Source organism: Clostridium sp. LS3 (assembly GCF_055330225.1).
This window is the reverse complement of the sequence record NZ_CM143921.1, coordinates 1,291,907-1,308,920: the sequence shown is the minus strand read 5'-3', so window position 1 is coordinate 1,308,920 and position 17,014 is coordinate 1,291,907. Positions and strand designations below refer to the sequence as shown.

Here is a 17,014-nt window from a genome sequence, read left to right as displayed (position 1 = left end):
CTGTTCTTCCTCAATAGTTTTTTTAACTTATTATCAAGTTCTAATAACCCATATGATAAATATAATTCTTTTATATTATCATTACTTATACTTTCTTTAATAGAACTAAAAGAAGGTCAAAATAAAATAGAGCCAGAGTTTTAACTCCGGCTCTTAGTTTTTCTTTTATTAAATTCCTAAAGGAGACTCCTCCTCCAAAGTCGGATGAGCAAGCTCCACTTAGCCAAATATAAAATTTGGAGTGTCGCTTATCTTAATAATTGAAGAACACCTTGTGGTTGTTGGTTTGCTTGTGCAAGCATAGCTTGAGCTGCTTGGTTAAGAATGTTGCTCTTTGAGAAGTTCATCATTTCCTTAGCCATATCAACATCTCTAACTCTTGATTCTGCTGCTGTTAAGTTTTCAGAAGATGTATTAACATTGTTTATTGTATGTTCTAATCTATTTTGCATTGCTCCTAGCTTAGCTCTTTCTCCTGAAACTTTATCGATAGCAGTATTTATAGTATCTATCATTGTTGTTATACTAGCTGCTGATACTGCAGTATCTATTTTTACTTTTGTTGCATCTACTGCTAAAGCTGAAACAGTCATTTTTCCAATTGCTAATGAAACCATTTGGTTTGAGTTTGCTCCTACTTGGAACTTAACACTTGTAGCTGAACCATTTAATAAATTCTTTTTGTTAAATTGTGTTTGAGTAGCTATTCTATCTATTTCTTGTTGTAATTGAACTACTTCTTTACCAATTTGAGCTCTATCATCGCCTATGTTAGTGTCATTAGTTGCTTGAACTGCTAATTCTCTCATTCTTTGAAGAATTGAGTGAGTTTCTTGTAGAGCACCTTCTGCAGTTTGGATTAAAGAAATACCATCTTGAGAGTTTCTTGATGCTTGATCTAATCCTCTGATTTGACCTCTCATTTTTTCTGAAATTGCAAGTCCTGCAGCGTCATCACCAGCTCTGTTTATTCTTAAACCTGAAGATAATTTCTCCATAGCTTTTCCTGCTGCATTGTTGTTAACTCCCATATTTCTGTGTGCGTTTAACGCATTCATGTTGTGATTAATAATCATAATAAAATTCCTCCTTGATTTTTGTAATTGACATCCTTGTCTTATATTTTATATTTAGAACTCCTACCATTTTGGTGGAGAAATTCTCTATATAGAGCTTTAAATTACTTAAGCTCATATTATATATTTCGTACAAAAAAATTGAACTTTATAGTGAATTTAAATTTTTTTAAATTTTTGCATTAAAAAAGCTATTTACTCTTTTATTATTTCCATAAGCATTATTTGCGCTTTTCATTTTATGAAGATTTTTTATTTCTTCTTTCACTTTAAACTGTTCTTCCTCAATAGTTTTTTTAACTTATTATCAAGTTCTAATAACCCATATGATAAATATAATTCTTTTATATTATCATTACTTATACTTTCTTTAATAGAACTAAAAGAAGGTCAAAATAAAATAGAGCCAGAGTTTTAACTCCGGCTCTTAGTTTTTCTTTTATTAAATTCCTAAAGGAGACTCCTCCTCCAAAGTCGGATGAGTAAGCTCCACTTAGCCAAATATAAAATTTGGAGTGTCGCTTATCTTAATAATTGAAGAACACCTTGTGGTTGTTGGTTTGCTTGTGCAAGCATAGCTTGAGCTGCTTGGTTAAGAATGTTGCTCTTTGAGAAGTTCATCATTTCCTTAGCCATATCAACATCTCTAACTCTTGATTCTGCTGCTGTTAAGTTTTCAGAAGATGTATTAACATTGTTTATTGTATGTTCTAATCTATTTTGCATTGCTCCTAGCTTAGCTCTTTCTCCTGAAACCTTATCAATAGCAGTATTTATAGTATCTATCATTGCTGTTATACCAGATGCTTTAGCTGCAGTATCTATTTTTACTTTTGCTGCATCTACTCCTAAAGCTGAAACAGTCATTGTAGCAATTGCTAATGAAACCATTTGATTTGAGTTTGCTCCAACTTGGAACTTAACACTTGATGCTGAACCATTTAATAAATTCTTTTTGTTAAATTGTGTTTGAGTAGCTATTCTATTTATTTCTTGTTGTAATTGAACAACTTCTTTACCAATTTGATCTCTATCATCGCCTATGTTAGTATCATTAGATGCTTGAACTGCTAATTCTCTCATTCTTTGAAGAATTGAGTGAGTTTCTTGTAAAGCACCTTCTGCAGTTTGGATTAAAGAAATACCATCTTGAGAGTTTCTTGATGCTTGATCTAATCCTCTGATTTGACCTCTCATTTTTTCTGAAATTGCAAGTCCTGCAGCGTCATCACCAGCTCTGTTTATTCTTAAACCTGAAGATAATTTCTCCATAGCTTTTCCTGCTGCATTGTTGTTAACTCCCATATTTCTGTGTGCGTTTAACGCGTTCATATTGTGATTAATAATCATAATAAAATTCCTCCTTGATTTTTGTAATTGACATCCTTGTCTTATATTTTATATTTAGAACTCCTACCATTTTGGTGGAGAAATTCTCTATATAGAGCTTTAATTTACTTAAGCTCATATTATATATTTCGTACAAAAAAATTGAACTTTATAGTGAATTTAAATTTTTTTAAATTTTTGCATTAAAAAAGCTATTTACTCTTTTATTATTTCCATAAGCATTATTTGCATTTTTTCTTTTGTGTAAACTTGCAATTTCTTCTTTGACCTTTCTTTGTTCATCTTCTATTGCATTCTTTAACTTTTCATCTAACTCTAATAATCCCATTGATAAATATAATTCTTTTATATTATCATTACTTATACTTTCATCTTTAAATAATTCTTTTATTAGTCTTTCTCTTTTATCCATCAGCTCGCCTATATCTATATCATTTTTTATATTTATTATAATATTTTCTGTTATCTTCTTATAACTTTCTAATATATTATTTATCATAGTATTTCCTTATTTCATTCCCAATTGTTGCGCTAAATAGCCTTGTTGAGAATTATATTTATTCATAATAGTTTCTAACTTTGAGTATTTAGTATATAAAGCTTGCTCTCTTCGAGAAAAGTCCTTTTCCATATCTTGCATCTTTTGTTCATATTTTTTTATTGATTTTGTTATTTCATTTGTATATGCAATTGAAGATCCTTCAATCCCTGCTTTTTTAATTATAGGTGATGTTACAGTTACAGTTTCATTGTATAATACATCTTTTAGTCTTTGCATAATTCCAGTTTCTGCATATTTTTTACTATCAGATAGTCCTTCTTCAGTTGGTTTTGCTTTTATAAATAAATTCATTACTTCTTCTGGATTTTGTTCTAAAGCATCTGAAAGCTTACTTTCGTCTATTGTGAAGGTTCCATTTAAAACTCCAGAATAATCTGCTACAGGTTTTATTCCTACTTTTTCTAAGTTAGCTCCTACTCCACTAACTAAATTTCTCATGGATTGCTTCATACTATTAGATATCCTTGTTAAATCCTGATCTCTACTTAATTGACCCTTTTGCACTTTTTCATTCCAAAGCTTTATTTCACTTTCTGACATTCCCTTCTTTTGCTCTTCTGTTAATGGCATAAAGCTTTTATTTCTTTTTTCAGTAGTTAAAGTGTTTAACTTTTCTGTTAACTTATTATAGTCATTTATAAAATTAACTAATTTATCTTTAACTGCTGTAACATCTTTTTTACCATTTACATCTATTTTCTCACCTGTAGGTATGTCTCCTGTAAATTTAAATGTTACTCCATCTAAAGTTATAGTATTAGAATTCCCTTTATGTGTATAAACTCCACCCTTGCTATCTTTAAATGTAATCTCTGCACTTCTAGCTGGATCAGAAACTTTGGCATCAGCTGGTACAATAGCTACATCTACTTTATAATCTGCTCCAGCTTTATTAGAAGTTAATACTATACTGGTTTTATCTTCACTTAAGCTAGCAATAATATTTATTCCTTGTTCTTTTAAAACTTTATTCAAGTAAGTTTCCAAGTCCTCAGATGGGTCTTTTTTAGATAAATCAATAACATTACCATTAATAGATATTTTATTAGCTATAGAGCTTATGTCTAAAGTGTTAGTACTCTTAGTTGCATCTTCTCCTGGTATAAAAGTTCCACTTTTACCATCTATCTCAATATTAGGATTTACAACTGTACTACCTAAAACTGTACTACTAAATGTAATATTTCCACTTTCATCAATTTTAGCAGTTAATTTCTTTCCATCTAATTTATTTTGTAATAACTTTTCTATATCTGAGTTTATAAGTGTATCATTAATTTCTACAGTTATTTCTTCACCATTTACAATTAACTTACCACTTGAATTTTTTAAATCATTTACTGAAAATCCACTTATAGTTGCAGCCGTTGCATTTTTACCTGGAACTTTCACTCCAGGATCAGTAGGACTAAAGGTTCCTCCAATTGTAAAGGCACTATCTTTTCCTAAAACTGTAGATTCAAATATAAATCCTTTTTTATTATTATTGACACCTTCTGCAGTTCCTGCAAAATCACTATATCTAACAGAAACATTAATTCCTGCTTTTTTTAATTCTTTAGTTAAATTAGTAGTTTTTTCTTTTTCTGTAGTTCCCTCTAAAGCAAATTCTTTTCCATTTATTACAATTTTATTATCACTTATAAGTGCCCTCATATCATCTTCTGTCACAACCATTTTTGCTGCTGTAGCTGTAGTTCCAGTAATTGTGTAGTTCTCTGGCTTTGCATCACTACCACCTGTAACAGTTAATACATTTTCATTGGAAGACTGTAATTTTGTAGTTGTCCAATTTTTAGTAAGCAATAAGCTATCTTTATTCGCTACATCAAAATATTTATTATAAAACTCTTTTGAATCTTTAATAACTTCTCTATAAAGTTTTTGCTTTATTTCAAGTATCTCTTTTTCTTGTCCTTTTTTATCTATTTTTATTCTATAAGGCTTCATGGAATCCTTAACTATTTGATCCATGTCTAAACCTGAAGCTAAACCTGTTATTCTCACTTTTTAAACCCCCCGTAAATAATGTGAAAAGTGAAGAGTTATTGAAATAATTCAGCTATGCTAAACTATACGTTTTTCTAAACTACTTAGTAGTTTATTCCTTAACCTTTTCACTTTTTAATTCATTTCTTAACTTCTCTTTGATATTTCATATGCTTCATACCATGTATCTCTTACGCTTTCTATTACTGGTATAAGCTCATCCATAGCATTTACATCCTTTTTCAAATTTATTTCTACTAACCTTGTTTTTATAAAATCATAAACCTGATATATTTGTTTCGCCCACTCTCCAGCATTTTCATCTAAACTTATCATTAACTCTGTAAATATATTTTGAACTTTCACTAAGTTTTCGTGGCTTTTCTTTATATCTTTATCTGCCAATGCTTCTCTTGCTATTTTAGAAAACTTTACAGCTCCATCTACTAACATTAATAATAGTTGCTCTTTTGATGCGTAATTTACGCTGTTATTTTTATATACGTTTAATGCATTATTACCATACATTTATTGTTTCCTCCTACTTTTTAACATCTAAAAAGGTGCCATAGCCAATTGCATTTAAGTTTTCTTCTTTTTCACCATTAAGGCTTATAGTGGGCTTTTCTAACTTTGTAGCATCAACAGTAATTTTATTGTGCTCCATTTGTTTTCTTTCTTCCTTTACATATTCATCAAAAAACTTTTTCTTCTGCTTTTCGCTATCTTTATTAATGATTATGCTTGATTTTCTATGAACCTTACCATCTTTTGTTTTTTCATAAATTTTTCTTCTAAGGTCTGTGTCTATTTTATTTAGTAAGAAATTCATAGTTATCCCTCCCTATTAAGCCTTTTTGTCTATTGCAACTCCTACTAGCTCACACATTTTTGCTACTAGGTCTAATATTTTCTTAGGTGGACATTCCATTATTACTTCTTTCGTATCTTCATTTATTATTTTAATCATTACATCTCCAAGCTTTTCGTGGATGGAATACTCTGCATAGGTATGTTCATCTTTTAGAAATTTATTTAATTTGTCTATAGCCTTTGTTATATCTTCTTCTCTATATCCTTTATCCTTAGCTGTTATAGCTTCAACTACATCCTTGTTCACTACAACTTGCTTAACTTCTACATTTTTTACTGCATTTAGGTTAGCTTGTCCTCCTTGACTTGTAACCTTCATATCCATTTTTATTCCTCCTTTCTTTAAATTAATAATTTAAAAATTATAATTTATAATTTAAATCAATTTAATATATATTTTCTATAATATTATTTAAAATTAGTTAACGATATTTATTTTTTATTAATACTTTTTAATATATCTAGATTTACATTAATTTTAGTTGCTTCTCTGTTTTCATTTTGAACTTCTTCATAAAGCTCTTTTCTTAATATAGTCATTTCTTTAGGTGCTTTTATTGCAAGTTTTACACTTCCATCTTCGATTTTAGAAATTGAAATCTCTATATCATCACCTATTAAAACTGACTCTCCTTTTTTTCTTGTTATAACTAACAAATTTAACCCACCTTTTTAATTAATATATTTTTTCTTTTATACTATATTTTTCTTTATCTATAATATATTGTTCCCCTTTTTTGTTTTTTATATTTATTACTAGAGGTGCCTTTAAATTTGCTGTTATATCTTCTACTTTAGAATTTAATGTTACAATTGAGTATAGTAAAACATCTTCTGGATTTTCTATATTTAGCTTTTTTATAATTTCTTCACTTAATTTTACTTCATAATCATTATGTATAAAAAATGGAGAAATTATTATAAAACCTATATCGTTATCTTCTACTGATTGTAATATATAAAAAGGACTATCACTTTCTACTTCTTTTATTATATATTTTTTTAAATTATCAAAACCTGGTATTCCTTTTGCAAAGTTTATTATTTCCTCATCTTTATATATCATTTTTCCGTGTATTGGTGATATTAATTCCATATTATATCTTCTCCTATCTTAGGAAATCTAATAGTGATGGTTGAATTATCTTTGCACTTACTTGAAGAGATGCCATATATACACTTTGAGCTACTGTTGCTTGAATATTTTTTTCTGCAAAATCTATATCTTCTGTTTGTGATAAAATATCCTTCAAGTTAAAATTTTGTTCTTCATTTTGATTTCCTGCTGATTCCATTCTATTTTGTTTTGAACCTACCTCTGCTCTTATCTTTAAAAGATTTGACATTGCTTCATCCATAACCTTTAAATTTTCATTCGTTACCTTTTGGCTATCTTTCGGATCATCTGATGCTACGTTGTTTGTTATTTCTTTAAGTAGATTGATTACATTTACATCAGCACCACTTTTATCTTTAAATAAAAGTAAATCTGTTGCTGAGACACTATAATCCATAACAACGCCTTGAGAAACTTCAACACTAAGTTTCTTATTAATCATATTTATTTGATTTTCAACTTCTGGATCTAAATTATCAAGTTCTAAGTTTTCGCCATTTTTACCACTCAAATAAATAAAATTATTTCCTGTTGCTATATCTTTATTTGATCCTACTGGCTTAGAACTTCCTTTAGTTCCCCCAAATATATATTTACCATCAAAACTTGTATTTAGTATTTGTGATATTTCATTTATTTTTTCATTCATTTCATCTTTAATAGCTTTTTTCTCATCACTTCCATAAGCCGCATTACCCGCCGAAACCATAAGTTCTCTAAATCTTTGAAAGCTATTTCCTAATTGTTCTAAAGCTGTATCAGTTGTATCTAGCCAGTTTGTTGTATCTTTTATATTTTCATTATATTGAACATTCGCTCCTATATCTCTATGCAATTGCATACTTCTAGCTACTTTAAAAGGATTATCTGAAGGTCTTCTAATTTCCTTTCCTGAAGTAAGCTGATCGTTTAATTTTTTCATATAACCTTGATTTCTACCAAGGTCTTTTAAGAAACTTTTGCTCATCATCTGATTTGTAATTCTCATTTACTTACCTCCTATCTCTTTAAGCCGTTTACTATTACATCTAAAAGTTCATCTACTGTTGATATTATCTTTGCATTTGCATTATATGCATGTTGGAATTGCACTAAATTAGCCATTTCTTCATCTAAATTTACACCTGATACAGATGCTCTACTTTCCTCTATGCTATATAATAAATCTTCTTGATTTGTTACCATTCTTTGAGCTTCCTGTGTTTGTACTCCTAATCTATCTATAGTGTCTTTAAAGTAAGAATCCATTTTCATTCCTGAAGTGCTGTTTTCAATTTTAAGTCCATTATTTAAAAGGGAATTTCCTCCTTTAAATTTATCAAACATATCTTTTCTTGTTATTACAGTTTCATTTATATCTTGAATTCTTATTAATGAATCTCTAAGTTGTGCAATGGCTAAAGCTCTAGCTCCATCGCTATCTCCATCCATAATATTTTCATGAGTATATGGAAATAAATCATCATGGGTTTTAGTTTTTATCTTCATTACATCTTCTAATATTTCCTTATTTACAGAAATATTTTTAGCTGTTATATCTTTCTCAGCCAGTAATGTTTGATCTAAATTTCCTAAAACTCCATTCCCTCCATATTTAGCTATATCCTTATTAACAAAGAAAGGAAGAAAATCTTTTTCAGCTCCTGCTGTGTTATTTAGAGGATCTTCAATTCCACTGTGAATTGCATTTACTGAAAAAGCCATTGCTTTGGCTAATTTGTTTAATTGATTCATGTAATCTTCTATATCTTTTTGAACAGATACTAATCCATTAACATTTCCAGATTGAGGCTTGAACACCATAAGTTGAGAATAACTTATAACTTCTCCATCTCTTATTGGATATCCATCTCCTTTAGCTGCTTGACCATTTTTATCTGCCCATATAATTCTATTATCTTTAATCTCTTTAGCTTGCTCTGGAGTTATTCCTGTCACTTTTAAAGTTTGCTTATTAGCATCACTATCCACATTTCCATTTTTGTAATATGTAACTATATAAGTTTTCCCAGAAAAATCACTAGTATCTAGTTCTACATTAGTTACATATGAAAATCTTGCTGCATCACCATTAGGCCTAGAATTAACTAAAAGTGGAGCTTTCATACTACCAACTTCCGTTGGTTTTAAATCTATACCATTAAATTCTCTTTTATCAACTTGTATTGAAAATTTATAACTTAGTTGATCTAACAGTAAATCTCTTTTATCCATTAAATCATTTGGTGTATTTCCTGCTACAGTAACACTGATTATTTCTTGATTTACTCTATCTAGTTGCTCCAATAAGCTGTTCACTTCAGTAACTGAACTTTTAAGCATATCTTGTGAATTAGTTTGTAAGCCTTCAAGCTTTGTATAGGTAGCATTTAAAGCATCTGTTAATGCTGCTGTTTGCTGAGCCACTACAGTTCTAGCATTTGAACTGTTAGGTTGCTTAGATAATTCTTGAAAAGAATCAAAAAACTTTCCCATTAATGTTGAAATTCCTGTGTCTGATGGTTCATTAAAAACACTTTCTACTTCATAAAGAAAGTTATTTCTTAAATCATACTTCCCTAATACAGAATTTTCTCCTCTTACTTGATAATCTAAAAAGTTATCTCTTACTCTTTCTATAGCTTGTATCTGTGCACCTGTTCCCATTTGACCAGGTTGAATTGATGATCCCATTGATGGTCCACCAAAGGGTTTAGTTGTTTCTATTTTAGCTCTTTGTCTCGAATACCCAACGGTATTAGAATTTGCAATATTGTGAGAAGTTACATCTATACTTTTTTGTTGTACATTCATACCTCTTTTTGCTATATTAAATGTTGAAAATAATCCTGACATCTCTTCGCCTCCGCTTACTACCTCTTTATAGTTCCATAGGAATTATATACAGGTACATCTCTCTTAGGATTTAATAAATTTAAAAGCTTATTTGTAAAGCTTAATTGTTGTTTTATTAGTAACTCATTTGTATCCTTTTGAAGTATCATTTCATTTAATAGTTTTTGTATTCTTCTGTATATATCATCTAAATCACTATCCTTTGAATCTTCTATTACCTCTTTGATAGAGTGTTTTCCTAAAACCCTTCTTCTATTGACCTCAATTTCTGCTACAGTTTTATTTTTCAGCTTTATCTCTTCTACTATAGACTCCATTCCAAATACATCTTTATTTATAATTAATTTATATTGTTTATCTAATAAAACTAATAATTCATTTAATTCTGTTTCTTCATCCATAAGTACATTCTTTAGATTATTAATCATATTTTTGTCCTCTCATGGTATATATCATTTCTTTAGCAATAAGCTTTGCATCACATTTATATACTCCATTGTGAATCATGTTTTTAATTTCTAAAATTTTCTTACTATTATCATAATTAACATCATTTACTGAATAATCATTTAATGTTCTAGCTACTTCTGATAATTCAATCCTATCATAAGATTGTTTCTTTTCTAATCTATCTATTTTATTAGAAGTTACTTTATTATAATAGTTAATTCCATTTGTATAACCTACACCTTTAATATTCATAATCTCCTCCTAATAATATTCTTATATATTTATTTATCGTATTTCTTAGTTATAAGTTTATACATTAATTGAAAATAGTTAATTTCACTTATATTTTATCTGTTAGCATTTCCTTTAAGTTAAATTTATCTAATACAAAAAAACTATATCAAATTAATTTGATATAGTTTCTTTAAATATATTTATTTAAGTGATTTTATTCTATCTGCACCACTTATAATACTAGTTATTCTAACTCCAAAATTTTCATCTACAACTACAACTTCACCGTAAGCTATTTTTTTGCCATTTATTAATACTTCTACAGGTTCTTCTGCAAGTTTATCTAATTCTATTAAAGACCCTGTACTTAAGTTTAATATATCTTTAATGCTCTTTTTTGTTCTTCCTAAAACAACAGAAACATTTAATGGAACATCTAGTATTAAATCAATATTTTTATGAGATTCTCCTATATTTCCTTGTGAAAGAGGTGCAAAGGTAGCTCCATGTACTTCTACAGGTTTTTCTACTTTTCTTTCTTCCACAATATGAATAGGCTTTTCTTCTATATTATATGAATTACTGCTATTTTCTTTATTTTGCTTAGTTTCATTTACAACTTTTTCCGTATCAACTTCAGTCGCAACTTCTTCATCTTCACCCATCATTATTGATACTATTTTTTTCGCAGTGTTTATAGGTAATATTTGCATTATATTAGAGTTTAATAACCCTTCTATAGTTAAATCAAAACATACCTCTACAATTTTTTCATCTTCTGGTATGTCCTCTGATATATTTTGTGCTATATCATTCCATATTTTTGATTTTGGAGGTGATATATTTACTTCTCTTGCAAACATAGTTGCCATAGATGTAGCTGCTGAACCAATCATTTGATTCATCGCCTCTTGAACAGCACTTACTTCTATTTCTGATAATTCAGTAGTTTCAACTTGTCCATCTCCGCCCATCATAAGATTCGCAATTACAGCTGCATCTTTAGTTTGCATTATTAATATATTTCTTCCAGTTATTCCCGATACATATTCTACATCCAAAATTATATTAGGATATTTGAATCCATCTTTAATTTCTCTTAATGTTGTAATTTTTACTTTTGGAGTTGTTATATTTACTTGTTTATTAATAATTTGATAAAGAGCTGTTGATGCTGATCCCATGGATATGTTTCCAATTTCCCCCAAAAGATCTTTCTCTATATCAGATATTGCCACAGGCTCTTTATTCTCTGTGCTCCCATTTAACAATGAGTCTATTTCCTCTTGAGATAAAAACCCATTACTCATTCTCAATCACATCCTTATCTAAAATATCTAAAAATTCTATTCCTATGTTTTTTCCCATCGTCCCAGGTTTTGCTATAAAATATTCTTCATCTTCTACAAAAACTTTAACTGGATCACTATATTGAGAATCTAAAATTAAAACGTCACCGTTAACTAACTTTAAAAAGTCATCAACATTTATTTGTGTTTTCCCCAGCTCAACATGCATATTTACCTCTACAGGCTCTATACCTTTTTTAAGCTTTTCTCTAGACTCATCTTCAAGCTCAGATTCATCAACCTTAAACCAATATTGAACAACAAGTTTGTCTAATACTTTTTCAACACTTAAATATGGAATACATAAATTCATATATGTTGTGCTTTTTCCTAATTCAACTGAAAAACTAAGTAAAGCAACAGGCTCATTAGGTGCTAAAGTTTGGTTAGCCGATGGATTAGTTTCAAGGACTTCAAACTCTGGCTTTACATCTAATATACCATCCCAAGCTAGTACTAAGCTCTTTATCATTTCTGAAGTTATATTTGATAAAATATTTTTATCGATTTCAGAGAATTCTTTTGCACTCTCTTCTCTATTTCCTGTTCCTCCTAAAAGTATATCTAACACTTGAAATGAAAATTGAGGATTCATTTCAAGTAATATATTACCTTGCAAAGGTGGCATCTTAAATACAGTAAGTATAGTTGGATTTGGAATAGAGTGAATGAATTCTTCGTATGTTATCTGCTCCACGCTTTGAATATCTACCTTAACATGTTTTCTAAGCTGTCCAGAAAGATAATTGCTAATTATTCTTGCAAAAGCATCATGTACCATTTCTAAAGTTCTAATATGATCTTTTGAAAACTTCTGAGGACTTCTAAAATCATATTTTTTTATTTTATGCTTTTCTTCTTTCTCTTTTAGTTCTTCTGGTTCAACATCTCCTGTAGATAGGGCAGATAAGAGAGCATCTATTTCACTCTGTGATAAAACCTCTGCCATTTCTCTCCCTCATTTCCTAGTGATTTAATAGTTTCTCTATGTCTATTATTGTTAGTAATTTACCCTCTAGGTCAATTACCCCTTTTATATATCCTTCTGTATTATGTGTTTCTAATTTTTGCAACTTATACTCATCTATATCTATAACTTCCTCAACCTCATCTACAGATATTCCAATTTCCTCTTCATCAACTTTTAATATTATTATGTTGTTTTGTTTTTTATCAGACTCTATATTTAACAATAAGTTTATATCAACTAAAGACTTTATGCTCCCTCTAAGATTTATTAAACCTCTTATGTAATTTGGAGCTTTAGGCACTCTTGTGATACTCATCATATCATTTATACTTAATATTTTATCTGTCTCCACTGCAAAATGTTCTTCACCTAGTTTAAATATTACAAATTGCATTTAACTTCCTCCTAAATAGTTCTAACCAACTACCTTTCTTATTGCTTCTAAAACTCTATCAGCTTGGAATGGTTTAACAATAAAATCTTTTGCACCTGACTTAATAGCATCCATAACCATTGATTGTTGTCCCATAGCTGAACACATTATGACTTTTGCTCCTGGATCAAACTCTCTAATTTCTTTAACTGCTTCTATTCCATCCATATCTGGCATTGTTATATCCATTGTAACTACATCTGGATTTTCTTTTTTATATAAATTTACTGCTTCTATACCATTGCAAGCTTCTCCTACAACTTCAAATCCATTCTTCTGTAATATATCCTTTATCATCATTCTCATAAAAGCTGCATCATCAACTATTAAAACTTTTGTCATTTTAATCCCTCCAAATTATTTTATTCCTAATGATTCTAAAATTTTTTCTAATGATCCTGGAGATGGTACGAAATAAAAGTGACCTTGTATTTTATTATCTCCTTCTCCAATAAATAGTGTTTCTATATCTAAAACATACTCTTGGTGCTGTCCTGTTTCAACAAATGTTGAAATAAGTATTGCACTTAGCATGTCATTAGCTACTGCTGGTACTGATACTGTGGCCTTTAACCCTGTAAAACTTGCAATTGCATTCATAAAAGATGATGATATTATATTACCTATTTCTCCTATAACGGAAATACCCATTTCCGTTATACTTTCTTCATCAATACAAGTCATCTTAGATATCATATTTAAAGCTACATCTTCTTCAAAGACATAAAGAATACTTCCTGGAATGTCGTCAAGTACTTTTACTAGTACAGCCACAACTCCATTTTCTTTATAACTATTAAATAATTCATCAAATTCTATTAAATTCATATTTGGAACTGACATATCTATCTTAGTTCCAAGTAGCATTGATAATGATGTCGCTGAATTACCTGCCCCTATATTTGAAACTTCTCTTAAAGCGTCTAATTGAAATGAAGTTAAATCCTTGTATTCCATAAAGATCCTCCTTTCTAAATCAATGCTGCCACATCAAGAATTAATGTTACTAAACCATTTCCTAATATTGTAGCTCCTATATATTCCTTTAGTGATTTTAATGTCTTTCCTAAAGGCTTAATTACTATCTCTTGTTGTCCAAATAATGAATCAACAAGTAATCCAACAGTCTTCTCTCCAATTTTAACTATAATTATAAACTTCTTTTTACTTTCTTTAGTTTCTATTCCTAATCTTTCATTTAGTCTAATTAAAGGTATAATATCATCTCTATAAACTATTACTTCTTCACCATTTGTCTTTTTAATATTCTCTTCTTTATAATCTATAACTCTATCTATAAATCCTAATGATATTGCTAAAGTTTCATCTCCAACCTTAACTAAAAGAGCTTGTATTATTTGAAGTGTTAATGGTAGTTTTATAACGAAACTTGAACCTTTACCCTCTTCGCTAATTACATCTACAGTTCCACCTAGTGATGAAATTTTTGTTTTTACAACATCCATTCCAACACCTCTACCAGATATATCTGTAACTACTGTATTAGTACTGAAGCCTTGAGCAAAAATCAGATTTCTTATATCATTATCACTTAGTCCCTCAGTACTTATTCCAACTTTTTCAGCCTTAGCCTTTACTTTTTCAATATTTATTCCTGCTCCATCATCGCTTACTTTTATTAATGCTTTAGTTCCTTCTTGATATGCAACTAATTTTATAGTTCCAACTTCACTTTTGCCCTTTGCTGATCTCTCTTCTTTAGTTTCTATTCCATGATCAGCTGCATTTCTCAAAAGATGTATTAATGGTTCTCCAATTTCATCTATAACAGTTCTATCAAGCTCAGTTTCGGCACCTTCTATAATGAAGTTTATTTCCTTCTTAAGTTCCAAAGATAAGTCTCTTATCATTCTTGGGAATCTATTAAATACTACTTCTAACGGTAACATTCTTATTTTCATAACTAAGTCTTGTAAGTCTGAAGTTGTTCTTTCAACTTGTTCTAATGTCTCTATTAATTCCTGTGACTTATCATTTATAACTATTTGTTCTAATCTAGTCCTATATATAACAAGCTCAGAAACCATATTCATAAGCTTATCTATTCTTTCTAAATCAACTCTAACAGATTGATGTGCTCTTTTATTATCTCTTTTCTTATCTTGCTTTTCTATTTTATTTGATGTATTTATAGTATCTTTTATTTGAATTTTCTCTATTTCTTTTACTATTTGATCTTTTGGTTCAATATTATCTACTTGATGATTTTCTTCTAAGGTTATATAATCTACTTTCACTTCTCTAACTTCAGAAATATTGTTTACTAAATTTTCTACTTCTTCTTTTGATTTAGCTGTTATCAAAACAAAGGTTAACTCCGTATCAAATTGTTCATTTTCTATATCTTCAGTTGATGGAAAAGATTTTAATATTTCCCCTTGTGTTTCAAGCTCTTGAACTATTAAAAATGCTCTTGCTGATTTTAACAAAGTATCTTCTCTTAAAGTTATTGCTATACTAACTCCGTTAAAACCATTTTCATTTGCTTGCTTCATTACTGATAAGTCATACTCGTTTAAACTTACACTTATAGAATCTTCTTGTATGTCCTTCTCATTAATTATTTGTTCTTCATTACTTATTGAAACATTTTTATCATCAGCAACACTTTCTAAGGCTCTTATTATATTTCCTATTTCTACTTCTTCATCATTTCCTTCTTCTATATTGCTAACCATTCTTTCTAAAGTATCTAAACAATCAAATAATACTGTAACTACATTGCTAGTAACCTTTAGTTTACCTTCTCTAAATTTCGATAAAACATCCTCCATCTTATGGGTTAATTCTGCTATATTATTGAATCCCATAGTTGCGGCCATTCCTTTTATAGTATGAGCTACTCTAAATATTTCATTTACTTTATCTATATTATTTGGCTCTTGCTCTAGATCTAATAAAGCTTCATTTAAGGTTTGTAAATTATCCATTGATTCTTCTAAAAACATTCCCATGTATTGAGATACGTCCATTTTATTTCACCCCTTTATACTTTCTTATAGATAAAAGTAGAAACTTTCTCTAATCCATATTCCTTGTAATTGTATATGCTTTCTGTTGCTCCAACAAATAGTAATCCCCCACTTTTTAAAGAGTTTGAAAACTTTTTAAATATTTCTTTTTTTACATCATTTTTAAAATATATTATTACATTTCTACACACTATTAAGTCAAAATCTTTTTCATAATTACCTAAAATTAAATCATGCTTTTTGAAAGTAACAATAGATTTTATTTTACTGTCTATGATATATTTATCTTTTAATATTTTAAAATATTTTCTTTTATAGTCTTCACTTATATTTTTCACTTCTCCTTGGACATATTCTCCAAGCTTTGCCTTTGCTAATATAGTGCTGTCTATATCAGTGGCAATTATATTGTTTCTTCCTGCGGGATTTATTTCATTTAGCATCATCGCTATACTGTAAGGCTCGCACCCTATTGAACAGGCTGCACTCCAAATTTTCAATTTATTATTAGTTAAAATATAGTTTTTTAAAGTTTTCTCTAATTCCTTAAACAACTCTGGATTTCTAAAGAATTCTGTAACATTTATAGTTATAAAATCTAAAAATCTTTGTCTTTCTTCATCATCTGATAATAAAAGTCTTTTATAATCATCTAAAGATTTTACTCCTATTCTTGACATTAAGCTTCCAATTCTTCTATTTAATTGTTCCGGCTTATATGCATTTAAATTAATATTGAACTCTCTATATATCCAATTGTGAAATTCTGTAAAGTCCATATAT

20 protein-coding genes are annotated in these 17,014 nt (G+C 29.0%); all 20 read right to left on the bottom strand.

Annotation, left to right across the window (positions count from 1 at the left end; translation table 11 throughout):
• Positions 1-248: 248 nt before the first annotated feature.
• Positions 249-1,076, bottom strand: a complete 828-nt coding sequence (locus ACZJV1_RS05985) for a flagellin N-terminal helical domain-containing protein (protein WP_463651746.1) — start codon at positions 1,074-1,076, stop codon at positions 249-251.
• Positions 1,077-1,598: 522 nt separating this feature from the next.
• Positions 1,599-2,426 carry a flagellin N-terminal helical domain-containing protein gene (locus tag ACZJV1_RS05980; RefSeq protein WP_463651745.1) on the bottom strand — a complete coding sequence of 276 codons (828 nt, stop codon included), beginning with the start codon at positions 2,424-2,426 and terminating at the stop codon, positions 1,599-1,601.
• 169 nt (positions 2,427-2,595) lie between these two features.
• Entirely contained in the window at positions 2,596-2,925 is a 330-nt protein-coding gene (locus tag ACZJV1_RS05975; RefSeq protein WP_463651744.1) for a flagellar protein FliT, read from the bottom strand.
• A gap of 9 nt (positions 2,926-2,934) precedes the next feature.
• The gene (gene fliD, locus ACZJV1_RS05970) at positions 2,935-4,995 is read right to left on the bottom strand and encodes a flagellar filament capping protein FliD (RefSeq protein WP_463651743.1); all 2,061 of its coding nucleotides are present in this window, start codon (positions 4,993-4,995) and stop codon (positions 2,935-2,937) included.
• 129 nt (positions 4,996-5,124) lie between these two features.
• Complete coding sequence (gene fliS, locus ACZJV1_RS05965; protein ID WP_463651742.1) at positions 5,125-5,505, bottom strand: flagellar export chaperone FliS; 381 nt, start codon at positions 5,503-5,505, stop codon at positions 5,125-5,127.
• Positions 5,506-5,518: 13 nt separating this feature from the next.
• A complete protein-coding gene (locus tag ACZJV1_RS05960) occupies positions 5,519-5,809 on the bottom strand; it encodes a hypothetical protein (protein ID WP_463651741.1) in 291 nt (96 codons plus the stop codon).
• Positions 5,810-5,824: 15 nt separating this feature from the next.
• Positions 5,825-6,175: a flagellar protein FlaG gene (locus ACZJV1_RS05955; protein ID WP_463651740.1), complete on the bottom strand. Its 351-nt coding sequence runs from the start codon at positions 6,173-6,175 to the stop codon at positions 5,825-5,827.
• A 107-nt stretch (positions 6,176-6,282) separates the two neighbouring features.
• Positions 6,283-6,507 (bottom strand): carbon storage regulator CsrA, encoded by a 225-nt coding sequence (csrA, locus tag ACZJV1_RS05950; RefSeq protein WP_463651739.1) that lies wholly within the window; start codon positions 6,505-6,507, stop codon positions 6,283-6,285.
• 19 nt (positions 6,508-6,526) lie between these two features.
• The gene (gene fliW / locus ACZJV1_RS05945) at positions 6,527-6,946 is read right to left on the bottom strand and encodes a flagellar assembly protein FliW (RefSeq protein ID WP_463651738.1); all 420 of its coding nucleotides are present in this window, start codon (positions 6,944-6,946) and stop codon (positions 6,527-6,529) included.
• Positions 6,947-6,959: 13 nt separating this feature from the next.
• A complete protein-coding gene (gene flgL, locus ACZJV1_RS05940) occupies positions 6,960-7,955 on the bottom strand; it encodes a flagellar hook-associated protein FlgL (RefSeq protein WP_463651737.1) in 996 nt (331 codons plus the stop codon).
• An 11-nt stretch (positions 7,956-7,966) separates the two neighbouring features.
• A complete protein-coding gene (gene flgK / locus ACZJV1_RS05935) occupies positions 7,967-9,802 on the bottom strand; it encodes a flagellar hook-associated protein FlgK (protein ID WP_463651736.1) in 1,836 nt (611 codons plus the stop codon).
• 17 nt (positions 9,803-9,819) lie between these two features.
• Positions 9,820-10,230, bottom strand: a complete 411-nt coding sequence (locus ACZJV1_RS05930) for a flagellar protein FlgN (RefSeq protein WP_463651735.1) — start codon at positions 10,228-10,230, stop codon at positions 9,820-9,822.
• Positions 10,223-10,504: a flagellar biosynthesis anti-sigma factor FlgM gene (locus tag ACZJV1_RS05925; RefSeq protein WP_322545457.1), complete on the bottom strand. Its 282-nt coding sequence runs from the start codon at positions 10,502-10,504 to the stop codon at positions 10,223-10,225. The genes ACZJV1_RS05930 and ACZJV1_RS05925 overlap by 8 nt, the downstream gene beginning before the upstream one ends.
• Before the next feature lie 182 nt (positions 10,505-10,686).
• Positions 10,687-11,796, bottom strand: a complete 1,110-nt coding sequence (gene fliY / locus ACZJV1_RS05920) for a flagellar motor switch phosphatase FliY (RefSeq protein WP_463651734.1) — start codon at positions 11,794-11,796, stop codon at positions 10,687-10,689.
• The gene (gene fliM, locus ACZJV1_RS05915; RefSeq protein ID WP_460288041.1) at positions 11,789-12,784 is read right to left on the bottom strand and encodes a flagellar motor switch protein FliM; all 996 of its coding nucleotides are present in this window, start codon (positions 12,782-12,784) and stop codon (positions 11,789-11,791) included. Before fliM ends, fliY begins: the two co-directional genes overlap by 8 nt.
• Positions 12,785-12,800: 16 nt before the next feature.
• A complete protein-coding gene (locus ACZJV1_RS05910; RefSeq protein WP_322413014.1) occupies positions 12,801-13,199 on the bottom strand; it encodes a chemotaxis protein CheW in 399 nt (132 codons plus the stop codon).
• A gap of 21 nt (positions 13,200-13,220) precedes the next feature.
• Positions 13,221-13,580, bottom strand: a complete 360-nt coding sequence (locus tag ACZJV1_RS05905; RefSeq protein ID WP_411170314.1) for a response regulator — start codon at positions 13,578-13,580, stop codon at positions 13,221-13,223.
• A 15-nt stretch (positions 13,581-13,595) separates the two neighbouring features.
• Positions 13,596-14,195: a chemotaxis protein CheC gene (locus ACZJV1_RS05900; protein ID WP_411170313.1), complete on the bottom strand. Its 600-nt coding sequence runs from the start codon at positions 14,193-14,195 to the stop codon at positions 13,596-13,598.
• Between the two features lie 14 nt (positions 14,196-14,209).
• Positions 14,210-16,231: a chemotaxis protein CheW gene (locus tag ACZJV1_RS05895; protein ID WP_463651733.1), complete on the bottom strand. Its 2,022-nt coding sequence runs from the start codon at positions 16,229-16,231 to the stop codon at positions 14,210-14,212.
• Between the two features lie 14 nt (positions 16,232-16,245).
• Positions 16,246-17,010 carry a CheR family methyltransferase gene (locus ACZJV1_RS05890; RefSeq protein WP_460288043.1) on the bottom strand — a complete coding sequence of 255 codons (765 nt, stop codon included), beginning with the start codon at positions 17,008-17,010 and terminating at the stop codon, positions 16,246-16,248.
• Positions 17,011-17,014 lie beyond the last annotated feature (4 nt).